Annotated in this window: 20 protein-coding genes; 3 read left to right on the top strand and 17 right to left on the bottom strand. The window is 70.0% G+C overall.

Features of this window, described 5'->3' with window-relative positions:
• The first annotated feature begins 66 nt into the window (after nt 1–66).
• Nucleotides 67–858, top strand: a complete 792-nt coding sequence (locus tag BFN33_RS24985; RefSeq protein WP_069762389.1) for an IclR family transcriptional regulator — start codon at nt 67–69, stop codon at nt 856–858.
• Between the two features lie 39 nt (nt 859–897).
• Here the strand turns inward: BFN33_RS24985 and BFN33_RS24980 are convergent, their stop codons facing one another.
• From BFN33_RS24980 to BFN33_RS24945, 9 genes are all read right to left on the bottom strand, one after another.
• Nucleotides 898–3,336, bottom strand: a complete 2,439-nt coding sequence (locus tag BFN33_RS24980) for an FAD-dependent oxidoreductase (protein ID WP_069762388.1) — start codon at nt 3,334–3,336, stop codon at nt 898–900.
• A 180-nt stretch (nt 3,337–3,516) separates the two neighbouring features.
• Nucleotides 3,517–4,482 (bottom strand): ABC transporter substrate-binding protein, encoded by a 966-nt coding sequence (locus BFN33_RS24975; RefSeq protein WP_069762387.1) that lies wholly within the window; start codon nt 4,480–4,482, stop codon nt 3,517–3,519.
• A 13-nt stretch (nt 4,483–4,495) separates the two neighbouring features.
• Complete coding sequence (locus tag BFN33_RS24970; RefSeq protein WP_069762386.1) at nt 4,496–6,505, bottom strand: proline/glycine betaine ABC transporter permease; 2,010 nt, start codon at nt 6,503–6,505, stop codon at nt 4,496–4,498.
• Complete coding sequence (locus BFN33_RS24965; protein WP_069762385.1) at nt 6,505–7,593, bottom strand: glycine betaine/L-proline ABC transporter ATP-binding protein; 1,089 nt, start codon at nt 7,591–7,593, stop codon at nt 6,505–6,507. The genes BFN33_RS24970 and BFN33_RS24965 overlap by 1 nt, the downstream gene beginning before the upstream one ends.
• A 20-nt stretch (nt 7,594–7,613) precedes the next feature.
• Entirely contained in the window at nt 7,614–9,083 is a 1,470-nt protein-coding gene (locus tag BFN33_RS24960; RefSeq protein ID WP_069762384.1) for an aldehyde dehydrogenase family protein, read from the bottom strand.
• A 196-nt stretch (nt 9,084–9,279) separates the two neighbouring features.
• On the bottom strand, nt 9,280–10,950 hold the full coding sequence (gene betA, locus BFN33_RS24955) for a choline dehydrogenase (RefSeq protein WP_069762383.1): 1,671 nt from the start codon (nt 10,948–10,950) through the stop codon (nt 9,280–9,282).
• A gap of 513 nt (nt 10,951–11,463) precedes the next feature.
• Nucleotides 11,464–11,895: a tetratricopeptide repeat protein gene (locus BFN33_RS24950; RefSeq protein WP_069762382.1), complete on the bottom strand. Its 432-nt coding sequence runs from the start codon at nt 11,893–11,895 to the stop codon at nt 11,464–11,466.
• A gap of 26 nt (nt 11,896–11,921) precedes the next feature.
• Nucleotides 11,922–12,098 (bottom strand): hypothetical protein, encoded by a 177-nt coding sequence (locus BFN33_RS53250; protein ID WP_176742465.1) that lies wholly within the window; start codon nt 12,096–12,098, stop codon nt 11,922–11,924.
• Nucleotides 12,099–12,211: 113 nt separating this feature from the next.
• Complete coding sequence (locus BFN33_RS24945) at nt 12,212–13,318, bottom strand: LLM class flavin-dependent oxidoreductase (RefSeq protein WP_069762381.1); 1,107 nt, start codon at nt 13,316–13,318, stop codon at nt 12,212–12,214.
• A gap of 244 nt (nt 13,319–13,562) precedes the next feature.
• Here BFN33_RS24945 and BFN33_RS24940 point away from each other — a divergent pair, with 244 nt between their 5' ends.
• Nucleotides 13,563–14,309, top strand: coding sequence for an IclR family transcriptional regulator (locus tag BFN33_RS24940; RefSeq protein ID WP_069762380.1), 747 nt, complete (start codon nt 13,563–13,565; stop codon nt 14,307–14,309).
• Here BFN33_RS24940 and BFN33_RS24935 read toward each other — a convergent pair.
• The 5 genes from BFN33_RS24935 to BFN33_RS24915 form a co-directional block, all read right to left on the bottom strand.
• Nucleotides 14,297–15,424, bottom strand: a complete 1,128-nt coding sequence (locus BFN33_RS24935; RefSeq protein WP_069762379.1) for an aromatic ring-hydroxylating dioxygenase subunit alpha — start codon at nt 15,422–15,424, stop codon at nt 14,297–14,299. The genes BFN33_RS24940 and BFN33_RS24935 overlap by 13 nt on opposite strands.
• A gap of 88 nt (nt 15,425–15,512) precedes the next feature.
• Nucleotides 15,513–16,673 carry an NAD(P)/FAD-dependent oxidoreductase gene (locus tag BFN33_RS24930; RefSeq protein ID WP_176742464.1) on the bottom strand — a complete coding sequence of 387 codons (1,161 nt, stop codon included), beginning with the start codon at nt 16,671–16,673 and terminating at the stop codon, nt 15,513–15,515.
• Nucleotides 16,670–17,032: a bifunctional 3-phenylpropionate/cinnamic acid dioxygenase ferredoxin subunit gene (locus BFN33_RS24925; RefSeq protein WP_059207582.1), complete on the bottom strand. Its 363-nt coding sequence runs from the start codon at nt 17,030–17,032 to the stop codon at nt 16,670–16,672. The genes BFN33_RS24930 and BFN33_RS24925 overlap by 4 nt, the downstream gene beginning before the upstream one ends.
• Nucleotides 17,033–17,195: 163 nt before the next feature.
• The gene (locus tag BFN33_RS24920) at nt 17,196–18,281 is read right to left on the bottom strand and encodes an S-(hydroxymethyl)mycothiol dehydrogenase (protein WP_069762377.1); all 1,086 of its coding nucleotides are present in this window, start codon (nt 18,279–18,281) and stop codon (nt 17,196–17,198) included.
• 259 nt (nt 18,282–18,540) lie between these two features.
• A complete protein-coding gene (locus BFN33_RS24915; protein WP_069762376.1) occupies nt 18,541–19,401 on the bottom strand; it encodes an SDR family oxidoreductase in 861 nt (286 codons plus the stop codon).
• Between the two features lie 88 nt (nt 19,402–19,489).
• On the opposite strand from BFN33_RS24915, the gene BFN33_RS24910 reads away from it, so the two are divergent.
• Nucleotides 19,490–20,218, top strand: a complete 729-nt coding sequence (locus tag BFN33_RS24910; RefSeq protein ID WP_069762375.1) for a TetR/AcrR family transcriptional regulator — start codon at nt 19,490–19,492, stop codon at nt 20,216–20,218.
• Between the two features lie 66 nt (nt 20,219–20,284).
• Here the strand turns inward: BFN33_RS24910 and BFN33_RS24905 are convergent, their stop codons facing one another.
• The 3 genes from BFN33_RS24905 to BFN33_RS24895 are packed head-to-tail and all read right to left on the bottom strand — an operon-like array spanning nt 20,285 to nt 23,708.
• Nucleotides 20,285–22,660 carry an excinuclease ABC subunit UvrA gene (locus BFN33_RS24905; protein WP_069762374.1) on the bottom strand — a complete coding sequence of 792 codons (2,376 nt, stop codon included), beginning with the start codon at nt 22,658–22,660 and terminating at the stop codon, nt 20,285–20,287.
• A gap of 55 nt (nt 22,661–22,715) precedes the next feature.
• Nucleotides 22,716–23,063: a VOC family protein gene (locus BFN33_RS24900; RefSeq protein WP_069762608.1), complete on the bottom strand. Its 348-nt coding sequence runs from the start codon at nt 23,061–23,063 to the stop codon at nt 22,716–22,718.
• Nucleotides 23,064–23,117: 54 nt separating this feature from the next.
• Nucleotides 23,118–23,708, bottom strand: a complete 591-nt coding sequence (locus BFN33_RS24895; RefSeq protein ID WP_069762373.1) for a TetR/AcrR family transcriptional regulator — start codon at nt 23,706–23,708, stop codon at nt 23,118–23,120.
• Nucleotide 23,709: the final 1 nt, after the last annotated feature.

The raw sequence follows: 23,709 nt of genomic DNA, 5'->3' as shown, positions 1-23,709 counted from the left end.
GGTCTACGCCCCCGACGTCGACCGGATCACGATCGCACTGTTGACCTGCTCGCATAGAGTTCCGCCATGAACAGCAACGGTACCGAGTCCGGGGGCACGTCCAGTGGCGGTGTGCAGTCCGTCGACCGGGCTGTCACCGTGCTGGAGATCCTCGCCCAGCGTGGCGAGGCAGGCGTCAGTGAAGTGGCCGAGGCGATCGACGTCCACAAGTCCACCGCGTTCCGTCTGCTCGGCGCGCTGGAGGCGCACGGGATGGTGGAGCAGGAGGGCGAGCGCGGGAAGTACCGCCTCGGCTTCGGCATCGTGCGCCTGGCCGGCGCGGTCACCGGGCGCATCGACGTCACCAAGCACGGCCGCGGAATTTGCGAACGCCTCGCCGACAGACTGGGCGAGACGATGAACATCGCGGTCCTGGAGTCCCATCACGTGATCAACCTCGACCAGGTGCGCGGCCGGTCCGCCATCACCGCGCAGAACTGGGTCGGCCGGCTGACGCCGATGCACTGCACGTCGAGCGGCAAAGTCCTGCTCGCCCATCTCACTGAGCAGCGCCGGGCCGAACTCGTCGCCACGGCGGGGCTGGAGCGGATGACCGCACGCACGCTGACCACCCGCAAGACGCTGGAGGCGGAGCTGGTCCGGGTCCGCGAGCAGGGCTACGCCCTGACGGTGGAGGAGTACGAGGAGGGCCTCAACGCCATGGCGGCGCCGGTGCGTTCCGGCGACGGCAAGGTCGTCGCCGCCCTCACCGCCTCGGGTCCCGCCTTCCGTCTCACCGAGGAGCGGATGCACGAGCTGGCACCGGTGCTGATCGAGGCCGCCGACGAACTCAGCCGCCGACTCGGCCACTTGGGCTGACACCGGGCGCTGGGGCGCCCGGCCTCGGCTACGACCCGCTCAGCCCCGAAGCCGGGACATCGCCGGGTCGAACAGCGGCTCCTCGGCCACCATCGCCTCCACGCGCCGGTCGAAGTAACCGATGTGCAGCGCACGGCCGGCCACGGCGAGCTCCGCGGGCAGCCAGGCGTACGCGATGCCCTTGCCGATCGTGTGGCCGAAGGCCGCGCTGGTGACGTAGCCGACCGCGCGCTGTCCGTCGTACACCGGCTCCTTGCCCATGACGACGGCCCGGGGGTCCTCGATCGTCAGGCAGGTCAGCTTCCGCCGCACGTCGGCCTTGCGTCGCTCCAGGGCCGCCTTCCCGACGAAGTCCTCCTTGTCGGCCTTGACGGCGAAGCCGACCCCGGCCTCGTACGGGTCGTGCTCGTAGGTCATGTCGGTGCCGAAGGAGCGGTAGCCCTTCTCCAGGCGGAGGCTGTTGAAGGCGCCCCGGCCGGCCGCGATGCCACCCAGCGGGCGGGCCGCCCGCCACAGGGTGTCCCACAGTTTCAGGCCCTGGTCGGCGGTGGTGTACAGCTCCCAGCCGAGCTCACCGACGTACGAAAGGCGCATCGCCGTCACGGGGACGGACCCGATGTAGGCGCGCTTGGCGCGGAAGTACTTCAGGCCCGCGGCCGAGAAGTCCTCGTCCGTGAGCGGCTGGAGGACGTCCCGGGCGAGCGGTCCCCACAGGCCGATGCAGCAGGTGCCGGGGGTGATGTCACGGACCTGGACCGTGCCGTCGGCGGGGAGGTGGCGGGTGAACCAGTCGAGGTCGAGGTTGCCGTTGGCGCCGACCTGGAAGAGGTCGGGGGCCAGCCGTGCGACGGTGATGTCGCTGCGGATGCCTCCGTCGTGGTCAAGGAGCAGGGTGTACGTCACCGAGCCGACGGACTTGGCGACCTTGCCGGTGCACAGCCGCTCCAGGAAGTCGGCCGCTCCCCGTCCGCTCACCTCCAGGCGCTTGAGGGCCGTCATGTCGTACATCGCGACGGTCTCGCGGGTGGCCTGGGCCTCGGCACCGACGATCGGCGACCAGTACCGCGCGGCCCAGCCGTTCGGGGTGACGATCGAACGGCCTTCCACCAGGCCCGCGTTGGCCTCGTACCAGTGCGGCCGCTCCCAGCCGTTCGCCTCCAGGAAGAAGGCGCCCAGCTCCTGCTGGCGGGCGTAGAAGGGGCTGGTGCGCAGCGGACGCGGGTCACCGGACGGCTGCAGCGGGTGCAGGATGTCGTAGACCTCGACGAAGTTCTGGCAGTCGCGGGCCAGTACGTACTCCGGGGCGAGCTGGTGCGGTTCGAAGCGGTTGACGTCGCACTCGTGGAGGTCGAAGGAGGAGCAGTGGCCGTCGACCAGCCACTCGGCGACGGCTCGTCCGACGCCGGCGGAGTGGGTGACCCAGACGGCCTCGGCGACCCAGAAGCCCTTGACGTCCGGGGACTCGCCGAGGAGGGGCAGGCCGTCGGTGGTGAAGGAGAACAGGCCGTTGATGGCCTCCTCGATCTTGGCCTCGCGGGTGGCGGGGAGCAGTGACTGCGTCTCGGTCCAGGCGTCCGCGAAGTCGTCCTCGGTGAACTTCAGGACGGACGGCATCCCGTCGGCCTCGTCGACGGAGAGGATCTCGTCGGCGGTGATGGGCATGGGGCGGTGGCCGTAGTAGCCGATGCCGAGGGTGTCGTGGCGGTCGCGGTAGTAGAGGTCGGCGTCCTGGTGGCGCAGGATCGGGCGCACCGCCTCCTCGGTCTGGCCCGCGAGCGCCGGGACCGGGCCGGTCCAGGCGAGCTGGTGGCCGAGCGGGGTGAGCGGGAGGTTCATGCCGACCATGCGGGCGATCCTCGGGCCCCAGATGCCGGCGCAGCACACGACGATGTCGGCCCGCAGGTCGCCGTGGTCGGTGCGGACGCCCGTCACTTCTCCGTCGGCCTGGAGGACGTCGAGGACCTCGTGGCGGGCCAGGAAGGTCACTCCGCGCTCGGTGGCCCGGCGGATCTGCGCCTCGACGGCGAGGACGGCCTTGGCGAGGCCGTCGGTCGGGATGTGGAGGCCCGCGAGGATCCGGTCGGGGTCGACCAGGGGGTGCATGTCGACGCACTCGTCGGCGGTCACGATCCGCGACTCGACTCCCCAGGAGGTGAGCCAGCCCTGCCGGCGGTGGAGTTCGGTGACGCGCTCGGGCGTGGTCGCCACTTCGAGGCCGCCGACCTGGAGGAAGCAGGGCTGTCCGTCGACGTCGAGCGAGCAGAACTTCTCGACGGTGTAGCGGGCCAGCTCGGTCATGGTCTTGGAGGAGTTGGCCTGGAAGACGAGGCCCGGGGCGTGCGAGGACGATCCCCCGGTGGCCGGGAGCGGACCCTGGTCGACCACGGTCACCTCGGTCCAGCCGCGTGCCGAGATCTCGTCGGCCAGTGCCGCGCCGACGACGCCCGCTCCGATGATGACCACTCGGGGTCCCGCCATCGCCGCACCTCCGGTTAAGTTGCTTTGTACGCAACACGATTCAGGCTGCGCAACTCAATGTGCCCGCCGCGCGGATGGGTGTCAAGAGGCCGGTGACGGCACGGAACAGGGCGGAAAACGGCAACGCCCGGCGGACGGCGCGCAGGAGTGCGCACCGCCCACCGGGCGTCCACGAGCGGACTACTTGATCCAGGCGTCGACCTTGGCCCGGTTGGCGTCGACCCACTTCTTGGCCGCCGCGTCCGGCGTCATCTTGTCCACCGCGATGTACTTGGCAACGGTGTTCTGGTCGTCGTTCGTCCAGTTGAACTTCTTCACCAGGTCGTAGGCAGGGCTGCCGGACTTCGCGAACTTGGCACTGACGATCTTGTCGAGGTCGTAGACGGGATAGTCACAGGCGACCTTGGCCGCATCGGCGTCGCAGCCCGTCTTGTACGCGGGCAGGTCGACCTTGACCAGCGGCACCTCGGACAGGAACCACTGCGGCTCGTAGAAGTAGCCGATCACCCATTCCTTGTTCTTCTCGGCGTTGCGGTACGCCTGGATCAGCGCGGTCTCGCTGCCCGCGTACACCACCTTGAAGTCCAGCTTCAGGTTCTTCACCAGCGCCTCGTCGTTGGTGACGTACGACGGGTCGCCGTCCAGGAGCTGGCCCTTGCCGCCGGACTCCGAGGTCTTGAACTCGGCGGCGTACTTGTCGAGGTTCTTCCAGTCGGTGATGTCCGGGTGGGCCTTGGCCAGCCACGGCGGCACGTACCAGCCGATGATGCCCTTGTTGCCGGTCGAGCCGGCCTCCACGGCGGTCTTCTGCTGGGTGATGTACTTCTTCTTCAGGTCGTCGTGACCCCAGTTCTCCAGGACGGCGTCGACCTCGCCGGTCCCGAAGCCCTGCCAGGCGATCTCCTCCTTGAGGTCCTTCTTGGTGACCTTGCACTTCAGGTCGTGCTCGGCGACGTACGCGACGACCGCCGCGTCGGCCTCGTAGCCCACCCACGGGTTGACCGCGAGGTTGAAGGTGCCGCACTTGCCGGAGCTGCCCGAGCCGCCGGCCTCCGAGGAGTCACCGACCTTCGCGCCGCCGCAGGCCGTGAGGGTGAGGCCGAGGACGGCCAGGCCGGCCGCGCCGGATCGCCAGTGTCTTGCCATCGTGTCGTGCTCCTCAGTTACTGGTGCGGCGAGCCGCTGCTTGAGTGATCCGGTCGAACATGACGCCGAGCAGCACGATGGCGAGCCCGGCCGCCAGGCCCTTGCCGTACAGCTGTCCCTGCGAGAAGCCGGCGACCACGTCGTAGCCGAGGGCCCCGGCGCCGACCAGTCCGCCGACGACGACCATCGACAGCACGTAGATCAGGCCCTGGTTGGTCGCGAGCGTCAGGGCGCCGCGGGCCATCGGCAGCTGGACCTTGGTGATGATCTGCCAGGTGTTGCACCCGGTGGAGGTGGCCGCCTCCACCGTGGTCGCGGGCACGGTCCGCACCCCGTCGGCGATGATCTTGATGGCCACCGGGGCCGCGTAGACGATCGCGGCGACGATGGCCGTGAACCGGGTCGCGCCGAACAGGGCGAGGAACGGCACGAGATAGACGAACGGCGGCATGACCTGGGCCGCGTCGAGGGTGGGCCGCACCAGCCGGTCCACCAGCGCGCTGCGTCCCATCCACACCCCGATGACGACGCCGAGCAGCATGACCAGCACGGTCGCCACGAGGGTCGAGGCCAGGGTCGTCATACCGTCCGACCACACGCCGGTGGCGACCAGGAGTCCCACGCACACGGCGGTCGTGACACCTGCGCGCCAACCGCCCAGCACCACCGCGATCCCGATCAGGGCGGCACCGACGAGCCACCACGGGGAGTCGGTCAGCAGCGTCTGGAAGGGGTTGAGCAGGCCGTTGGTGATGGCGTCGCGGAAGCCGTTGGTCAGCCCCGACAGGTTGTCCTGCGCCCAGGTCGTCACGTTGTCGGCCGCTTTGGCGATGTTGCTGCCGGTGCCGCCGTCGCCGGGGAACTCGGCCGCCCACAGATAGGTGTGCGACAGATACACGAGTACGGCCGCCACCACTCCCCCGGCGGCGAGCAGGTGCCGCCGCCACTTGAGCAGGGGGCTGCCGGAGCGCCGCGCCGCCTCCGCGCGTCCGCTCGCCGCGGTGGTGACCCGGTCCAGGACGATCGCCATGACGACGATGGCGAGGCCCGCGTTGAAGGCCGTACCGACGTCGAGGGACTGCAGGGCCTGGACGACGGTCTTGCCGAGCCCGGGGGCGTCGATCAGGGCCGCGATGGTCACCATGGCCAGGGCGGCCATGATGGTCTGGTTGATGCCCATCACCACGGTCCGCTTGGACATCGGCAGCAGGACCTTCAGCAGCGACTGTCTGCGGGTGGCGCCCATGGAGGCGGCCGCCTCGACCGTCGTCGCGGGCACGGAGCGGATGGCGTGCGCCGTGATGCGGATGGCCGGCGGTGCCGCGTAGATGACGGTGGCGATGGTGGCGGAGGCCCCGCCGATCAGGAAGATCAGAGTCAGCGGCGCCAGATAGACGAACGTCGGCATCGTCTGCATGAAGTCGAGGAACGGCGTGACGATCCGGTTGGCCCGTTCCGACAGGCCCGCCCACACGCCCAGCGGGATGGCGAACAGCAGCGCCACCAGGACCGCGGAGAGCGTCAGGGCCAGGGTGTCCATGCTCTCCTGCCACAGGCCCTGGAGCCCGAGGAAGGTGAAGCCGGCCACGGCCAGCAGCGCCACCCGCCAGTTGGCCACCGCCCAGGAGACGTAGCCGGCGAGGCCGACGACTCCGAGCCAGCCGATCTGCGGGAGCGGGCGGTCACCGGACGGCTGGGAGATCAGGTCCTGCACGAAGGTCACCAGGTTGTCGATGACCAGCCGGATCTCGTTGAAGCCGTACAGGAAGAGCGGGTTGGAGTTGCGGTTGGCGCCGATGGAGTCGTTGACGTCGTTGAGCCAGCGGTGCAGATCGGTGAGGTCGGCCGCGGCCAGCGACAGGGTCTGCTTTCCGCGCAGTACGGCGAAGAGGACGAGCCAGACGGCCAGGATCGCGGCGACCACCATGGACCGGCTGATCCTGCGTACCGGAGCGGCGGGCGGCGGCGGTTCGGCCTGCTTCGTCTGCCCCGGATTCCCGGGTTTCTCGATGGCGACGGTCATCACGCGTCGCCTTCCTGCCCGGCGACCACCGCGAGGATCTCCTCGTCGCCGACGATGCCGATCAGCTTGCCGTTCTCCACGACCTTGACGGGCTTGTCGGCCGCGAGCACCGCCCGGGTGGCCTCCTTCACCACGACGTCGGGACCCAGCTCGGGTCCGTCCAGAGGGTCCTCCGGTGTCGCCGGACGCATGATCCAGCGCAGGGTCAGCACATCGCCACGCGCCACGTCCTTCACGAAGTCGCGTACGTAGTCGTCGGCGGGGGCTCCCACGAGTTCGTCGCCGGTGCCGCACTGGACCATCTTGCCGTCGCGCATGATGAGGATCCGGTCGCCGAGCTTCAGCGCCTCGGAGAGGTCGTGGGTGATGAACACCATCGTCTTGCCGACCTCGTGGTGCAGCCGGATGACCTCGCTCTGCATGTCACGGCGGATCAGCGGGTCGAGCGCCGAGAACGGCTCGTCGAAGAGGAGGACGTCCGGATCCCCGGCCAACGCCCTTGCCAGGCCGACGCGTTGCTGCATGCCGCCGGAGAGCTGGTCGGGATAGGATTTCTCGTACCCCGACAGGCCCACGAGTTCGACCACCTCCAGCGCCCTCCTGGTGCGCTCGGCCCGGCCCATGCCGCGGATCTCGAGCCCGAACGCCACGTTGTCGACGACGCGGCGGTGGGGCAGCAGACCGAAGTGCTGGAAGACCATGGAGAACTTGCTGCGCCGCAGTTCACGCAGCCGCCGCTCGTCGGCGTCCCGGATGTCCTCGCCCTCGAAGACGATCTCGCCCGCGGTGGGCTCGATCAGCCGGGTCAGACAGCGCACCAGGGTGGACTTGCCGGAGCCGGACAGTCCCATGACGACGAAGACCTCGCCGGGCGCGACCTCGAAGTTCACGTCCCGCACGGCGGCGGTGCAGCCGGTGCGGTCCATGAGTTCGCGGCGGGTGAGCCCGCGCAGCTCCTCGGAGTCCGGTACCTGGTGTGCCTTCGGCCCGAACACCTTCCACAGCCCGCGTACGGATATGACGGGCGTGGGCGCCGCGTCCTCGGGGGTGCCGCGGCGCGGCGGCACCTCGGTCTGGGTTGGGGTCATGGTCGACCTCTTCTCGGCGTTCAGCCGCGGAACCAGTGCTGCGGCCGGGGTTGGATGTTCTGCCAGATGTGCTTGGGCTCGCGGTACTCGGCAAGGCCGGTCGGTCCCAGTTCCCGGCCCACACCGGAGTGCCCGAAGCCACCCCACTCGGCCTGTGGCACATAGGGGTGGTAGTCGTTGATCCACACGGTGCCGTGCCGCAGCCGGCGGGCGACCCGCTGGGCCTTCCCGGCGTCCTGTGTCCAGACGGCACCGGCGAGTCCGTACTCCGTGTCGTTGGCGATGCGGACGGCGTCGTCCTCATCGGAGAAGCGCTCCACGGTCAGCACCGGCCCGAAGGACTCCTCGTGCACCACCCGCATGTCCTGCCGGCACTCGTCGAGCACGGTGGGCGGGTAGTAGTGCCCGTTCCCGAGGGCCGGGTCGTCGGGGCGCTCGCCGCCGCAGCGCAGGACGGCACCTTCGGCGAGCCCGGCGGCGACGTACGCCCCGACCTTCTCCAGGTGCTGCGCCGAGATCAGCGCCCCGGTCTCGGCCTCGGGGTCGAAGGGCCCCCCGAGACGGATCTGCCGGGCCCGGCGGACCACCTCGTCGACGAAGCGGTCGTGCAGGGAGTCCTCGACGATCAGCCGGGCACCGGCCGAGCAGACCTGCCCCGAATGCAGGAAGACGGCCGTGAGCGCGAAGTCCACGGCCGTCTCGAAGTCGGCGTCGGCGAAGACGACATTGGGGTTCTTGCCGCCGAGTTCCAGCGCGACCTTCTTCACGGTCGCCGCGGCCGTCGCCATGATCCGTTTGCCGGTCTCCACGCCCCCGGTGAAGGAGACCATGTCGACACGGGGATCCTCGGAGAGCGGCGCGCCGACCTCGGGCCCGGTACCGAGGACGAGGTTGGCCGCACCCGCGGGCAACCCGGCCTCCTCCAGCGCCCTCATCAGCAGGATCGCGGTGGAAGGGGTGAGCTCACTGGGCTTGAGGACAATGGTGTTTCCGGCCAGCAGGGCCGGAGCGACTTTCCAACTCGCTTGCAGAAGTGGGTAGTTCCACGGTGTGATCAGACCGCACACACCGATCGGCTCGTAGACCACGCGGCTGACGGCGTCGTCCCGTCCGGTGTCGATCACGCGGCCGGCGTCGGTGCCGCCGAGCCCGCCGTAGTAGCGAAGACAGGAGACGACGTCGGCGATGTCGTACTCGCTCTCCACCAGCCGCTTGCCGGTGTCCAGCGATTCCGCGCGGGCGAAGTCCTTGGCATCCCGCTCGAGCAGGTCGGCGGTGCGCAGCAGCAGGGCGCCCCGCTCACGCTCGGGGGTGCGTGGCCAGGGCCCCTCGTCGAAGGCCCGGCGGGCGGCGGCGATCGCCGCCTCGGTGTCGGGGCGGGTCCCTTCCGACACGGTCGCGGAAAGCGAGCCGTCGGCGGGACATCGGATCTCCCGATGGCCTCCGGCCACCGGCTCCCGCCACTTCCCGTCCACATACAGGTCTGCCACCTGGGGAGCCCTTCGAGCGATTCTCGTTGCGCATCGCGCACCGAATTGCTTGTGGTGGAACACTCTGGAGAATGCATGAACCCACGTCAAGGGGTTGGAGGATGACGGTTTCGACAATCGGGCAGCCGCGCCGGGCACGTGATCCCGGGCCGGCGGGGTGGGTTTCCGATGCAAGCGGCCCCGTGAAAAAACTGCGTTACCCCGCCTGGGTCCGAGCGTCCCGGTGCCGGTAGTACGCGGCCTTGGAGGGCGGGAGCGGCTCCTTGCCGAGGATGAGGTCGGCCGCCTTCTCCGCGATCATCATCACCGGCGCGTAGATGTTTCCGTTGGTGACATAGGGCATCACCGACGCGTCGACGACACGCAGCCCCTCGACCCCGTGCACGCGCATGCTGGCGGGGTCCACGACGGCCATCTCGTCGGTGCCCATCTTGCAGGTGCAGGAGGGGTGCAGGGCCGTCTCGCCGTCCTTGGCGACCCAGGCGAGGATCTCCTCGTCGCTCTCGACGGACGGTCCGGGCGAGATCTCCCCGCCGTTGTAGGGGGCGAGGGCGGGCTGGTTGAGCAGCCTGCGCGCGACGCGGATCGCCTCGACCCACTCACGGCGGTCCTGCTCGGTGGACAGGTAGTTGAAGCGCAGCGCCGGATGCTCCTGCGGGTCCCTGCTCTTGATCTTCACCGAACCGAGGGCGTCGGAGTACATGGGCCCCACGTGCACCTGGTAACCGTGTCCGCCGGCGGGCACGGAGCCGTCGTAGCGGACCGCGATGGGCAGGAAGTGGAACATCAGGTTGGGATAGTCCACGTCCTCGTTGCTGCGGGCGAAGCCGCCGGCCTCGAAGTGGTTGGTCGCGGCGGGGCCCTTGCGGAAGAGCCACTGCAGGCCGATGAAGGGGGCACGCCATTTCGCGAGGTACGGCTGCATGGAGACGGGCTGCTTGCAGGCGTACTGGATGTACACCTCCAGGTGGTCCTGCATGTTCTCGCCGACGCCCGGCAGGTCGTGGACGACGTCGATGCCGAGCGCGCTCAGTTCCCCGGCGTTGCCCACGCCGGACAGCTGGAGCAGCTGCGGGGAGTTGATCGCGCCACCGCAGAGGATGACCTCCTTGGCGCGCACCTGCTGCGGCGCGCCCTTGCCGCGCCGGTACTCGACGCCGACCGCCCGCTTGCCCTCGAACAGGACACGGGTGACGAGGGCGCGGGTCGTGACCGTGAGGTTGGGGCGTTTGCGGACGGGCTTCAGATAGGCCTTCGAGGCCGACAGGCGACGCCCGCGGTGGACGTTGCGGTCGAACTTGGCGAAGCCCTCCTGCCGGTAGCCGTTGACGTCGTCGGTGGGCGCGTACCCGGCCTCCTCGGTGGCCTTCTGGAAGGCGGTGAACAGCGGGTTGGTGGCCGGGCCGCGTTCCAGGACGAGCGGGCCGTCGTGGCCGCGGAACTCGTCGTCGGGGTCGGCCGCGAGACAGTTCTCCATGCGCTTGAAGTACGGCAGACAGTGCGCGTAGTCCCAGCTCTCCATGCCGGAATCGGCGGCCCAGCGCTCGTAGTCCAGGGGGTTTCCGCGCTGGAAGATCATGCCGTTGATGCTGCTGGAGCCGCCCAGTACCTTGCCGCGGGCGTGGTAGACGCGCCGGCCGCCCATGTGCGGCTCGGGTTCGGACTCGTACTTCCAGTCGTAGAAGCGGCTGCCGATCGGATAGGTCAGCGCCGCGGGCATGTGGATGAAGACGTCCCACGGGTAGTCGGGCCGGCCGGCCTCCAGGACCAGCACCCGGTTGCCCGAGTCGGCGGAGAGCCGGTTGGCCAGTGCGCTGCCGGCCGATCCACCGCCGACGATGACGAAGTCGTACTGCTGAGGAGCCATGATGCCTCGTCTCGCTCGCGCCGTAGATATGCGCGGCATGGTAGTACGAGTAGCGTCATACGCACCAGGTTGCGCGCCACGCAACTTCCACGACATATATGCCGCTGCTCGACGGCTCCGGCCGTGGCGAAGTCCCGGACCCGACCGGGCTCGCGGGAGGTCGGGAGCGGGTCCTGACCATCGCGGCGTTCGACGCCACGGGCCCCGGCGTCCGGACGCACACCGGCAGCCCGCCGGGCGCCCATGTCCTCCGCGATCACCTGGCCCTCAGCGCGCTGGGACGCCTCCGCGTCCGGGCACGCCCGCCTGCAGCCTCACGCAGACGGGCGCACCGTCCTCCACGAACACCTGGCCCTCAGCGCACTGGGACGCCTCCACGTCCCGGGCACCCCCGCCTGCAGCCTCACACAGACGGGCGCACCGTCCTCCACGAACACCTGGCCCTCAGCGCACTGGGACGCCTCCACGTCCCGGGCACGCCCGCCTGCAGCCTCACGCAGAGGGGCGCACCGCTCACTCGTCGTCCGGGAACTCGCCCGCGAAGGCGCCCGCCATCCGCAGCCAGGGCTCCGCCTCGTCCTGGCGACCCTGACGTTGCAGGGTGCGGCCCAGCATCAGGTGGGCGTAGTGCTCCACCGGATCGCGCTCGACGATCACGCGCAACTGGTCCTCGGCACGCTTCAGTTGTGCGGAGTGGTAGTAGGCGCGGGCCAGCAGCAGCCGGGGGCCGGTCTGTTCCGGCGCCTCCTCGACGACGGCGGCGAGGAGCTTGGCGGCACCGCTGTAGTCCCGCGCCTCGAACAGCAGCCCGGCCCGCTCCCAGCGCTCGACGGTGGTCTCCTCGTGCGGCACTCCGGCGCCGTTGTCGAAGAGGTGCAGCGCACTGGCCCAGCGGTCGGGCGCCACCCCGCCGGTGGCCGGGTACGCGTTGACGTTGTCGGTCATGATTCCTCCCTCTTCCGGACGCGTCCTCACGCGGACCGGAGTGCGGCCGGCTTCCGTTCGAACGGCACGATGGTCTCGACGGGATCGGTGAGCTCGGCCAAGGCTCGGCACCCGCTCCTCAGCCCGGCCGCCTCGCCGCCGGCCCGGGTGATGCGGGCGACGAGACCGTCGGTCCCCTCGTCACCCGCCGTGGCCCCAGCCATCGGACGCGCCGTACCCGCGGCGGGTACGGCGCCCGCCCACGGAGGGCCGCCTCAGGCCCGCCGAGACGGCCGGCGGCTTCAGGGCCTTCATCGCCGGATCCTTTCGTACGGTCTCAGACCACCTGCTCGGCGGTCTGCGCGCTCCCGCTCTCGCGGGCGGCGAGCAGGGAGGCGTGGGTGGGGGCGTCGGGCACCCCGGCCGGCCGCACCGCCGCGAACTCCTTGCGCAGCACCGGTACCACCTCCGAGCCGAGCATGTCGATCTGCTCCAGTGCCGTCTTCAGCGGGATGCCGCCGCCGTCCACCATGAACAGCTGGCGCTGGTAGTCGCCGGCGTACTCGCGGAAGGAGAGCGTCTTCTCGATGACCTGCTCGGGCGTGCCGACGGTCAGCGGGGTCTGCTCCATGTACTCCTCCATCGAGACGCCGCCGCCCATCACCGGTGAGTGGTCGAAGACCGGGCGGAACTCCCGGACGGCGTCCTGGGAGTTGCGGCGCATGTAGACGTGTCCGCCGAGTCCGACGATCGCCTGCTCGGGCGCGCCGTGGCCGTAGTGGGCGTACCGCTGCCGGTAGAGGTCGATCAGTTTCCCGGTGTGCTCCTTCGGCCAGAAGATGTTGTTGTGGAAGAAGCCGTCGCCGTAGTACGCGGCCTGCTCGGCTATCTCCGGGGAGCGGATGGAGCCGTGCCAGACGAACGGCGGTACACCGTCCAGCGGCCGCGGCGTGGAGGTGAAGCCCTGGAGCGGAGTACGGAACTTCCCCTCCCAGTCGACGACGTCCTCGCGCCACAGCCTGCGCAGCAAGGCGTAGTTCTCGACGGCGAGGCCGATGCCGTCGCGGATGTCCTTGCCGAACCACGGGTAGACCGGGCCGGTGTTGCCGCGGCCCATCATCAGGTCGACGCGCCCGTCGGCCAGGTGCTGGAGCATCGCGTAGTCCTCGGCGATCTTCACCGGGTCGTTGGTGGTGATCAGCGTGGTGGACGTGGACAGGATGATCCGCTCGGTGCGCGCGGCGATCCAGCCCAGCAGGGTCGTCGGCGACGAGGGCACGAACGGCCGGTTGTGGTGCTCACCGGTCGCGAACACGTCGAGTCCGACCTCCTCGGCCTTCTGCGCGATCGCGGTCATCGCCTTGATCCGCTCGCGCTCGGTCGGCGTACGACCGGTGTGCGGATCGGTGGCCACGTCACCGACGGTGAAGATGCCGAACTGCATCGCGCTCACCCTTCCTGGTGGTTGATGCTTCAACTACACCCCTGCAACACAGCCCCCCACCCGGCTATTCCGGACCCATCACGGAACGCCCGGATCAACCACACAACACGTGCACACTCACTACCAGGCAAAAGGACCAGGTCAGCGTCCCGAAGGTGAACACGCCGTTCGGGACCCCCCGTATAGTTGCGTTGTGAGCAACTACAACTCGGATAACGAAACGACAGGGTCGTCGAACGGCGGGGTGCAGTCGGTCGACCGGGCCATCCACGTGATGGAGATCCTCGCTCAGCGCGGCGAGGCCGGCGTCAGCGAGGTGGCCGCCGAGATCGACGTTCACAAGTCCACTGCGTTCCGGCTCCTGGGCGCCCTGGAAGCGCGCGGCCTGGTGGAACAGGCGGGCGAGCGCGGCAAGTACCGTCTCGGTTTCGGCATCGTGCGCCTGGCCGGCGCGGTCACCGGACGCATCGACATCACCCAGCAGAGCCGCCCGGTCTGCGAGGACCTGGCCGAGGAGATCGGCGAGACCGTGAACCTCGCCGTCATGCAGGAGCGTTACGCGGTCAACCTCTACCAGGTACGCGGCCCGGGTGCCGTCACCGCGCAGAACTGGGTCGGCCAGCTGACCCCGCTGCACGCCACGTCGAGCGGCAAGATCCTGCTGGCCCACCTGCCCGCCAAGGAGCGCGCCGCGCTGCTGACCGAGACCGGCCTGAAGAAGGTCACTCCGCGCACCATCACCGCGAAGACGAAGCTCGAGAAGAACCTCGCCGAGGCCCGGGAGCGCGGTTACGCCTGGGCCCTGGAGGAGTTGGAGCTCGGCCTGCACGCCATGGCCGCGCCGGTCCGCGACCGGGACGGCGAGGTCATCGCGGCGCTCAGCGCCTCGGGGCCCGCGTACCGGTTCTCCGAGGAGCGTCTCCACGAGCTGGCTCCGGTGCTGGTCAAGGGTGCCGAGGAGATCAGCCACCGCATGGGTTACCTGGGCTGAGCCCCCAGCCGGGCCTGGACCCAGTCGTGGAACTCGCCGATGTGGTGCTCGCTGGGCACCAGGACGCCACCCTTGGCGTACAGCCGTGAGCTCATCCCAGGCTGAGTGCGCTCGCACGCGTCGAAGTCCTGGCGGTTGACCCGGTCGAAGAGCTCCACCGACCTGCTGACGTCCTTGCCGCTCTCCACGACATGCGGCAGATACAGCCAGTCGCACTCGACGATCGTGCGGTCGGCGGCCACCGGGTACATCCGGTGGAAGATCACATGGTCGGGCACGAGGTTGATGAACACCTGCGGCCGCACGGTGATCGCGTAGTAGCGGCGGTCCTGATCCTCGGAGACTCCGGGAATCCGGTCCAGCCCCTCCGAGCCGTCGACGGTGAAGCCCCTGACGTCCTCGCCGAACTCCGCGCCGTGGCCCACGTAGTACTGGGCCGCGTATCCGTCGGCGAACTCCGGTAGCACCTCGGTCAGTTCGGGGTGGATCGTCGCGCAGTGGTAGCACTCCATGAAGTTCTCGACGATGAGTTTCCAGTTCGCCTTCACGTCATAGACGATCCGCCTGCCGACCTCCAGCCCCCCGATGTCGTAGTGCTCGATCGACTCGGTGTCGCCCAGGCGCGCGATCACGTCCTGGACGACCTCGTCGAAGGGCGGCGGGTCCTCCGCGAGGCACACCCACACATAGCCCAGCCACTCGCGCACCGCCACGCTCGCCAGGCCGTACTCGGTACGGCCCACGTCCGGCATCTTCGTCAGGTTCGGCGCCGCGACGAGCTTGCCCGTCAGGTCGTACGTCCAGGCGTGGTACGGGCATTGGAAGGCTCGCTTGACCTCACCGGACTCCTCGGTGCACAGCTTGGCGCCCCGATGCCGGCAGACGTTGAAGTAGGCCCGGATCGAGTTGTCCCGTGCCCGCGTGACGAGGATGCTCTCGCGGCCCACCTCGACCGTCTTGAAGGCACCGGGTCTGGGCAGGTCGAGGGCGCGGACGGCGCAGAACCACATCGATTCGAAGATGCGCTCCTGCTCCTGGGCGAAGATCCCGGGATCCGTGTAGGAGGCGCCGGGGAGGGTGGCGATCAGACTGTCCGGCAGGCTGGTCGAGGTCACAGTGCACTCCTCGGGGAACGTCGTGGACCGGTGATGCACGCCGGGACGAGCGGACGGCGTTCTGAACGGGGCGACAGCGGCGGTGCTGTCAGGCCGCGGCGGCGAGCTGCTTGCGCCAGCGCATGAACAGCCGCGGCTGATTCATCCCGAGCACGGCGACCGGATGCCCGGAACGCCGGTAGACGGCCAGGACATTGCGGTCGTCCCGGGCGCCTTCCTCGATCGTCACGCTGTCGGCACCGGCGGCGTGACCGGCGAACTGGATCTTCACGCCGTACTGGTCCGACCAGAAGTACGGCGGCCTCGGCGTGCTCGGTTCCACCGCGCCGCCCGCCAGCAGTGCGGCCACGGCGGCGTCGGGCCGCTCCCGGGCGCCGGTCCAGTGCTCGACCCGGCGGTGCAGGCCCGCGCGCGGGTCGTACCAGGAGGCACAGTCACCGACCGCGACGACACCGGCCAGGCCGGTGCGGCCGTCGGCACCGCACTTGACGCCGTCGTCGAGCTCGATGCCCGAGCCCGCGAGCCATTCGACGCACGGGCGGGCACCGACTCCCACCACCACGATGTCGGCGGGGACGCTGCGGCCGTCCTCCAGCAGGACGGAGTCGACGCGGCGCTCGCCGCTCAGACCCTTGACACCCACCCCGCACAACAGCCGTACGCCGTGGTCCGCGTGGAGGGCGGAGACGATGGTGCCCATGGTCTCGCCGAGCGGTCCGGCCAGCGGGGTCGGGGCAGCTTCCACCACGGTCACGTCGAGCCCAAGGGCGTACGCGGTGGAGGCGACCTCGGCGCCGATGAAGCCGCCGCCGATCACCACCAGCCGTCCCCCGAGGGTGAGTTCGTCGCGCAGGGCGCGGGCGTCGTCCAGGGTGCGCAGGGTGTGCACCCCGGCCAGACCGTCCGTGCCGGGCAGGGTCCGGGCGGCGGCGCCGGTCGCGATGACGACGCCGTCCGCCCGTACCTCGCTGCCGTCGGCGAGCCGTACGGCGCGCTGCGGGCCGTCGAGAGCGACGGCGCGGACGCCGAGCAGCCACTGGGCCCGCAGGTCCTCGGTGTCCGGCTCCAGCGCGAGATCGGCCTCGGCGAGGGAACCGGCCAGGAACTCCTTGGACAAGGGGGGCCTGTCGTACGGGCGGTGGAGTTCGTCGCCGATGACGACGAGCCGCCCGTCGTAGCCCTGTTTCCGCAGCGAGCGCGCCGCCGACAGACCGGCGAGCGAGGCGCCGACCACGGCGACCGTCCTCACGCGGGTCCGCCGGCGAGCCGGGCCGCGACGCAGGGCGGCAGGTTGGGCGCGTCCAGGGAGAGCTGGACGTAGATCATGCCGTCCTCGACGTGGACCTCGTGGGTGCGGACCGGGCGCTTGGCCGGCGGGGCGTCGACGGCGCCGGTCCGCAGGTCGAACTTCGAGGCGTGCAGCGGGCATTCGACCTCGCAGCCCTCCAGCCAGCCGTCGGCGAGCGAGGCGTCCTGATGGGTGCAGGTGTCGTCGATGGCGAAGACCTCGCCGTCGTCGGTGTGGAACACCGAGACCGGCGGATCGATGTCGAGCCGGTAGGCCTCGCCTCGAGGAAGATCCACGAGACGGCACGCGGGAATCATCATGACACCTCGGTGCGTATAGCGAAACGGATTGCGTTGAACGCAACGTCAGTTTGAGGGCGCCCACAAACCCTTGTCAAGGCATCCAGAGGTCGGACACACCCTTTGTTCCACGTTGCTGCATGCGCAACGCCGTGCGCCATAGGGAACGAATGGCGTCTGTCTCTCACAGCAGCACCACGGACCGCAGCACCTCACCGCGGTGCATCTTCTCGAACGCCTTCTCCACGTCCCCGAGGCCGATGGTCTCGGAGACGAAGGCGTCCAGGTCGAAGCGTCCCCCCAGGTAGAGGTCGATGAGAGCGGGGAAGTCACGGGAGGGCAGACAGTCGCCGTACCAGCTGGACTTCAGTGCGCCGCCGCGCCCGAAGACGTCGAGCAGCGGCAGCTCCAGCTTCATCTCCGGGGTCGGCACACCGACCAAGACGACGGTGCCGGCGAGGTCGCGGGCGTAGAAGGCCTGTTCGTACGTCTCGGGGCGGCCGACCGCCTCCACGACCACGTCGGCGCCGAAGCCGCCGGTCAGTTCGCGCACCGCCGCCACGACGTCCGCCGTGGAGCCGTCGACGGTATGGGTGGCGCCCATCCGCATGGCCCGCTCCAGCTTGCCCGGGTCGACGTCGACGGCGATGACCTTGGTCGCGCCGGCGAGCCGCGCCCCCACGACCGCGGCCATGCCGACACCTCCACAGCCGATGACGGCGACGGAGTCCCCACGGCCGACGGCGCCGGTGTTCACGGCCGCGCCGAAGCCCGCCATGACACCGCAGCCGAGGAGTCCCGCGGCGGCCGCCGGGGCCGCCGGGTTCACCTTGGTGCACTGCCCCGCGGCGACCAGGGTCTTCTCTGCGAACGCGCCGATGCCCAGGGCGGCCGCGAGGGGAGTGCCGTCGAGCAGCGTCATCCGCTGCGTCGCGTTGTGGGTGGCGAAGCAGTACCAGGGCCTGCCCTTGGCGCAGGCCCGGCACGTACCGCACACCGCACGCCAGTTGAGGATGACGAAGTCGCCCGGTTCGACGCCGGTGACGCCCTCACCGACAGCTTCGACGCGGCCGGCCGCCTCGTGCCCGAGAAGGAAGGGGAAGTCGTCGCCGATCCCGCCCTCCCGGTAGTGGAGGTCGGTGTGGCAGACGCCGCACGCCTCGACCTTCACCAGCGCCTCGCCGGGCCCCGGATCGGGAACCACGATCGTCTCGACAGTGACCGGGGCGCCTTTCGCCCGGGCGACGACAGCACGAACCTCATGAGCCATGGGTCACTCCTCCGACAGATGTGTGGGTTGCTTCATCCGATACGCGCATCACCATGCGCAACTGAGCATCGGGGAGGGGTGAGCCATGGGTCAAGGGGTCGACTGCGGCCGGATCGCCGTGAGGGGCAGCGGTCACCATGGACGTCGTCCGGCCACGGCGCAGGCCGGTTGCACCGAATCGCGCGAGTCGAGAAGGCCTGCGGTCCGATGCGCCGGGCGCGTCCGTGCGGACCCACGCCTTCCGCGCCCGGCACCGGGTCTATTCGGCCCAGGCCCGCTCCAGGAGGGCCCCGAAGGGGACGGGCTCGCGTCCGAGCAGCTCGGCGAGCGTCGAGTCGACGGTGGTGAACTCGCCATGGCGCGCCGCCGCGAAGATGCTCAGCATCAGGTCGGCGATCGGGGCCGGGGCGCCGTGCGCCAGGGCCTGCTCACGGAAGACGCCGTCGGGGACGACGGTGCGAGTGAAGGGCCGTCCGGTGACCCGGGACGCGATCTCGGCGACGGCGCCGAAGTCGAGAGCCGCCGCGCCGGTGAGCGGCGGGGTGGGCCCTTCGAAGCGGCCCTGCTCGGCGAGGATCGCGGCGGTGGCGTCGGCGAGGTCGTCGTGTCCGGTCCAGGCGACGGGGCCGTCGGCGGGGAGGGCGATGTCGCCGGTGTGGCGGGCGGCCTCCAGGAACTGCAGGGCGCTGGCCGCGTAGAAGCCGTTGCGCAGCGCGGTCCAGGGCAGGCCGGTGGCGCGCAGCAGATCCTCCGTCCGGGCGTGGTCGCGGCAGGCCTGGAAGCGGGAGTCGTGGGCGGCACCCATCTGACTGGTGTAGAGGATGCGGCCGACACCGGCCTTCACGGCGGCGTCGATGGCGGTGCGGTGGCCGGTGACGCACTCCTCGCCCACGCGGTCGAGGGAGACCAGCAGCAGCTGCTCGGCCCCCTCGAAGGCATGCACGAGCGAGGCGGGATCGTCGAAACTGCCCGGCCGGACCCGGACGCCGCGGTCGGCGAAGTCCCGGGCCTTGCGGGGATCGCGGACACTGACGCCGACGCGGTCGGCGGGAACCCGCTCCAGGAGGCGTTCGACGGTGCGACGGCCGAGCTTTCCAGTGGCTCCGGTCACGATGATCATGAGGTCTCCCGACGCTGTTTCCAGTGGAATCACTTTGACGCTAACACTGGAATATCGATGGAAACAAATCCTCGATATCATCGGTCACATGGTTACCCGCGACACCACCGACAGCCCCCGTCGCCGCATCGTCGAGGCGGCCGTCGAGCTACTGGAGAGCGGCGGTGCGGACGCGGTGAGCACCCGCGCGGTCGCCGCCGCGGCCGGAATGCAGCCGCCGGCGATCTACCGCCTCTTCGGCGACAAGGAAGGGCTTCTCGAGGCCGTCGCGGAGCACGGCTACGCGCAGTTCCTACAGAGCAAGCGCGCGCTGCTCGATCCCGAGCCGCAGGACGCGGTGGAGGACCTGCGCCGCGGCTGGGACATGGTGGTGGAGTTCGGGATCTCCCGCCCCGAGCTGTTCGCGGTGATGGTCGGGGCCACCGGCCGGGGGGCGGACATGGCACACCGCGCGGGCCTGGAGATCCTCTACGGCCGGGTGCGCCGGCTGGCGGCCGGGGGGTGGCTGCGGGTCGACGAGGAGCTGGCCGCCCAGATCATCCAGGCCACCGGCCGAGGCGCCGTCACCACCTGGCACTCCACCCCGGCGGAACACCGCACTCGGGCGCTGTTGACCGTCCTCCGCGAGGCCATGATCGCCGCCGTCACCCGCGCCGAACCGACGATGCCCGCGGCGGAGACCGGCCCCGCCGCGGCGGCCCGCGCACTGCGCGCCGCTCTCCCCGACGACGCCGATGTCCTGAGCGACGCCGAGCAGCACCTGCTGCGCGAGTGGCTCACCCGACTGGCCGCGGACGGTGGCGCTCCACACGCCTGATCGCAGGTCAGGGGCCCTCATGCAGGTCAGGCCTCGTTGACCACCCCGGGTTCGCCGTGGCCCCCGTCACTTACCCACGTAGGCCGCCAGATGCTCCGCCGTGATCGTCGACCCCGCGGCGATCAGCTCCCCCGGCGTCCCCTCGAACACGATCCGCCCGCCGTCGTGCCCCGCGCCCGGGCCCAGGTCGATGATCCAGTCGGCGTGGGCCATGACCGCCTGGTGGTGCTCGACGACGATGACGGACTTGCCGGAGTCGACGAGCCGGTCGAGCAGGCCGAGCAACTGCTCGACGTCGGCGAGGTGAAGGCCGGTGGTCGGCTCGTCGAGGATGTACACCCCGCCCTTCTCCCCCATGTGGGTCGCCAGCTTCAGCCGCTGCCGCTCACCGCCGGACAACGTGGTGAGCGGCTGACCGAGGGTGAGATAGCCGAGCCCGACGTCGGAGAGGCGCTCCAGGATCCTGTGCGCGGCCGGCGTGCGCGCCTCACCTGCCCCGAAGAACTCCTCGGCCTCCGTGACCGGCATCGCGAGCACCTCGCTGATGTCCCGCCCGCCGAGGTGGTACTCGAGGACCGACGCCTGGAACCGCTTCCCCTCGCACTCCTCGCAGGTGGTGGCGACCCCGGCCATCATCGCGAGGTCGGTGTAGACGACCCCGGCCCCGTTGCAGGTCGGGCACGCCCCCTCGGAGTTGGCGCTGAACAGCGCCGGCTTCACGCCGTTGGCCTTCGCGAACGCCTTGCGGATCGGTTCGAGGAGTCCGGTGTACGTCGCCGGGTTGCTGCGCCGCGAGCCACGGATCGCACCCTGGTCCACGGACACGACCTCCTCCGTGACCGGAATCGACCCGTGCACCAGCGAGCTCTTGCCGGACCCCGCGACCCCGGTGATCACGGTCAGCACCCCGAGCGGGATGTCGACGTCGACGCCCTGGAGGTTGTGCGTGCTCGCACCGCGGATCTCCAGCGCGCCGGTCGCCTTGCGGACCGTGTCCTTGAGACCGGCCCGGTCGTCGAAGTGGCGCCCGGTGACGGTGTCGCTGGTCCGCAGCCCCTCGACGCTGCCCTCGAAGCAGACCGAGCCGCCCGCCGTACCGGCGCCGGGGCCGAGGTCGACGACGTGGTCGGCGATCGCGATGGTCTCCGGCTTGTGCTCCACGACCAGCACTGTGTTGCCCTTGTCGCGAAGGCGCAGCAGCAGGTTGTTCATGCGCTGGATGTCATGCGGGTGCAGCCCGATGGTCGGCTCGTCGAAGACGTAGGTGACATCGGTGAGCGAGGACCCGAGATGCCGGATCATCTTGGTGCGCTGCGCCTCGCCGCCGGACAGCGTGCCCGAGGACCGGTCGAGGGAGAGATAGCCGAGCCCGATCTCCACGAACGAGTCGAGGGTCTCCCCCAGCGCCGTCAGCAGTGGCCCGACCGACGGCTCGTCCAGGGCCCGCACCCACTCGGCGAGGTCGCTGATCTGCATCGCGCAGGCGTCGGCGATGCTGATCCCCTTGATCTTCGAGGACCGGGCGCCCTCGCTGAGCCGGGTGCCCTCGCACTCGGGACAGACCGTGAAGGTGATCGCACGGTCCACGAACTCGCGGATGTGCGGCTGCATCGACTCGCGGTCCTTGGCGAGCATCGACTTCTGGATCCGCGGGACGAGACCCTCGTAGGTCATGTTGATGCCCGCGATCTTCATCCGGACCGGCTCGCGGTACAGGAAGTCCTGGAGCTCGCGCTTGGTGAACCTCCGGATCGGCTTGTCCGCGTCGAAGAAGCCGGACTCGCTGTAGAGGCGGTAGTTCCAGCCGCCGGCCTTGTAGCCGGGAACGGTCATCGCGCCCTCGCTCAGCGACTTGGAGTCGTCGTAGAGCTGGGTCAGGTCGATGTCGTTGACCGTGCCCCGGCCCTCGCAGCGCGGGCACATGCCGCCGACGATGCTGAAACTGCGGCGCTCCTTCACGGTCTGACCGCCGCGCTCCATGGTCACCGCGCCCGCCCCGCTGATCGAGGCGACGTTGAAGGAGAACGCCTTGGGCGAGCCGATGTGCGGGGTCCCGAGTCTGCTGAACAGGATCCGCAGCATCGCGTTGGTGTCGGTGACGGTGCCCACGGTGGAGCGCGGGTCGCCGCCGAGGCGCTGCTGGTCGACGGTGATGGCGGTGGTCAGGCCGTCGAGGACGTCGACCTCGGGCCGCGCCAGCGTCGGCATGAAGCCCTGCACGAAGGCGCTGTAGGTCTCGTTGATCATCCGCTGCGACTCGGCGGCGATGGTGTCGAACACCAGGGAGCTCTTGCCGGAGCCGGAGACTCCGGTGAAGACCGTGAGCCGGCGCTTCGGGATCTCGATGCTGACGTCCTTGAGGTTGTTCTCGCGCGCCCCGTGCACGCGGATCAGGTCATGGCTGTCAGCGGCGTGCCGGTCGCCCTCGGTGGCCTTGCTCATGGTGTTGTTCCTCCCGTTTTTCGACAGCTTCGAACACTACGACGACGCGCACGCCTCAGGGCAGCTCCTGGACGCGGATCATGTTGCCCGCGGGGTCGAGGAAGGCACAGTCCCGAATGCCGTACGGCTGCTCGATCGGCTCCTGGATCACCTCGGCGCGAGCCTGGAGCCGTTCGAAGACGGAGTCGAGGTCGGGGGTGGCGAGCAGGAGCTCGGGGTCGTCGTGCGCCGGGTGCAGCACGACCGAGGTCCCGGGCTGCCCGACGGGGCCGACCATGATCCGGCGCGTCCTGTCGCGGCCGACGTCGGCGCGGACCTCGAAGCCCAGCGCGTCCCGGTAGAAGGCCAGGGAGGCCTCCGGGTCGTCGTGCGGGAGGAAGCTCGCCCGAATCGTGATGTCCATGGCCGTCACGCTAGCCACGGCCCGCGGCCCGCGCTTCTCGGATCCTGACCGGTCTCAGCGCACCAGACCCGCGATGTGCGCCGTGACCGTGTCGAGGATGTCCGCCCAGGCGGCCGCGTCACCGAGGACGAGGTAGTTCAGGGTGAGCCCGTCGGTCATGGCGGCGAGATAGCGGGCCAGCACGGAGACGGGCACCCCCAGCTCCAGGTCCATGCCGGTGCGCAGCTGCTCGATGAGCTCGGCGTAGGCCTCGCCGTACAGCTCGTACTGGCGCCTGGCCAGGTGCTCGAATCCCGGCTCGCGCAGGGCGTACTGGGTGAGCTCATAGGTGAGCATGTGCGCCTCGGGGTGGGCGCGGACATGGTCCCAGTACGCCCGGAACCCGGCGGCGACGGTCTCCTCCAGGGAGTCCCGGGGGCGCAGCGCCTCCTTGACCACGGTGACGGAGTGGTCGGTGAGGGTCGTGATGACCGCCTCGATCAGGGCCTGCTTGGAGTCGAAGCAGTAGTGGAAGACGCTGAGGGACACCCCGGCCTCGGCGGCGATGGACCGGGTCGTCGTCTTCGCGACGCCGTCCCGGGCCATCGCCCTGATGGCCGCTTCCGTCAGCTGTCTGCGCCGCTCCGCCGACGGCATGCGTGCCATT

It is taken from the genome of Streptomyces sp. LUP47B, assembly GCF_001746295.1.
Classification (GTDB): Bacteria; Actinomycetota; Actinomycetes; order Streptomycetales; family Streptomycetaceae; genus Streptomyces.
Note: the sequence above shows the minus strand (reverse complement) of the source record. Positions and strands in the feature narration are given on the sequence as shown.